Below are 2,211 nucleotides of genomic sequence, written 5' to 3'. Positions count from 1 at the left end.
AGATAGGATTTTGCCTGAAGAAGAATGCCGTTAAGATAGCTACCGGACTTCGCAAACAGCGCATGTTGAAAAAGGATATCCACCAGTTTCTGTTATCTCAAGGATACACCATCAGTTACGCCACAGTATGCAGTTATATAAAAAATATAGAGTCATACAAAGAGAAGAAAAAGAGCGAAGCCTTTATCCGGTTGTTCTATGAGCCTGGATGCATTGCCGAGTTTGACTGGGGTGAAGTTCTTCTTTTTATTGACGGCGTCAAAACCAAGTTTTATCTGGCCGTATTCACTTTCGGGCATAGCAATGGCAGATACGCCTATCTTTTCAGGCATCAGAATACGCTTGCCTTCATGGAATCCCACCGTAACTTTTTCAGGGATATACATGGTGTCCCCGCCATGATGGTCTATGACAATATGCGTGTAGCCGTCAAGAGCTTTGTCGGTGGTGATAAGAAACCTACAGAAGCTTTGATGAAGATGTCCGGTTTCTATTGTTTTGAGTACCGTTTCTGTAATGTACGGGCCGGATGGGAGAAAGGACATGTGGAGCGCAGCGTGGAATATGTCAGAAGGAAAGCTTTCTGCCTGACAGACCATTTTGGTGATATACATTCTGCCCAGGAGCATTTAAACCGGGTATGTATGCAGGTCAACAACGAGCAAGGCAGTCTTTCAACAGCGGAGAAAACATCACGCCTGGAAGCTGACCTGTCATCGCTGAAGCCTTTTCCCGGTAATCTGGGCTGTTTTGAGGTCTATGAGTACATTGTGGATAAATGGTCAACTATCAGCATGAAAAATGTTCATTATTCCGTACCTGATTCTCTTGTGGGAGAAAAAGTACATGTCAAGGTTTATAGTGAAAAAATCGTCATCCTGTACGGGAAGGAGAAAGTGGCCTCTCATCAACGCAGTTATTGCGGTGGAGACTGGTGCATCAAGCTGGAGCACTATTTGCGTACACTTTCCCGTAAACCGGGGGCATTGCCCCACTCTGTGGTTTGGCAAAGAGCACCGGAAGAACTGAGAAGGCTGTATGACATCCATTTCAAGGAGGACAACAGGACGTTTGTTCTGTTGCTGGACTATGCCCGAAAAAATGGATTTTCCGGAACGGACATTGTCACGGCATGCAAGGAGCTGACCGGACGTGGTGTCAGAAAGATATCTCCGGACCAGGTAAAGGCCATGCTGCATGGTAGCGTACAGGGAGAGACAGAAGAAACCATGGAACCGCCTGTTCTCCCGGCACAACAGGAGAATATAGAAAGAGAAGCTGTGGATATGCTTGAAGGCATCACGGCGCTCATGACAGGATACAATGAAGTGCATGATATAATACCAACCATTTAAGTTTATAATATATGAAATCAGAAAAAGAAACCATTTATGACTATGCTGCAGAACTGAAGCTTCTGGCCTTTAAAGAGGAACTGGAATGCACCCTTTCATTGGCAGCTGAAGAAAACTGGAACCATCTGCAGTTCTTGACGGAATTGCTTGGAAAGGAAAGCGCCAGGAGAAGGGAGTGTAGAAGAAGATCAAGGATAAGATCTGCGGGATTTCCACAAATGAAGTATCTGCATGAGCTTGTTATGGAAGACATGCCCAAAGAGGCACAGGTAATATTACCTGAATTGGAGACACTGGACTTCATCAGACAGGGAAGAAACCTGGTCCTGTATGGAAATCCGGGAACGGGAAAGACGCATATTGCTACGGCTTTGGGAATAAAGGCCTGCCAACAGGACTTTACCGTATTGTTTACTTCAGTGCCGGTCCTGCTTACCCAGATAAGGGAGGCTAAATCAGCAAAGACACTGAGGACGCTACAATTAAGGTTTGAAAAATACGATCTGGTCATCTGTGATGAGTTCGGATATGTCAGTTGTGACAAGGAAGGAGGAGAACTGCTTTTTAACCACCTGTCGTTAAGAGCCGGAAAAAAGGCTACAATCATTACTACTAATTTGGCTTTTAACAGATGGAATGAAATCATAAAGGACAAGGTGCTTGTGGCGGCAATGGTTGACAGGCTTACACATAAAGCTTATCTGGTTAATATGACCGGACTGTCTTATAGGCTTAAGGAAACACAAAAAATGAGACAAGATAAATGAATATTTTAAACTTATAGTAATTTTGTAACAAGTTATGGATGGAGCTCTTTTCAATTAGAATACAGCGCACTTTTCAATTAGTATCTACA

2 protein-coding genes are annotated in these 2,211 nt (G+C 43.9%); both read left to right on the top strand.

Features of this window, described 5'->3' with window-relative positions; translation table 11 throughout:
- Positions 1 to 1,355, top strand: a 1,355-nt coding sequence (gene istA / locus AB5062_RS22550; protein WP_368331277.1) for an IS21 family transposase, incomplete at its 5' end; no start/stop codon positions are given.
- Positions 1,356 to 1,366: 11 nt separating this feature from the next.
- Entirely contained in the window at positions 1,367 to 2,122 is a 756-nt protein-coding gene (istB, locus tag AB5062_RS22545) for an IS21-like element helper ATPase IstB (protein ID WP_004288784.1), read from the top strand.
- Positions 2,123 to 2,211: the final 89 nt, after the last annotated feature.

The organism is Phocaeicola sp. RTP21359st1_B8_RTP21360_211022 (assembly GCF_040911965.1).
Taxonomy (GTDB): domain Bacteria; phylum Bacteroidota; class Bacteroidia; order Bacteroidales; family Bacteroidaceae; genus Phocaeicola; species Phocaeicola vulgatus.
The sequence above is the reverse complement of the archived record's forward strand: the minus strand, read 5'-3'. Positions and strand labels throughout refer to the sequence as shown.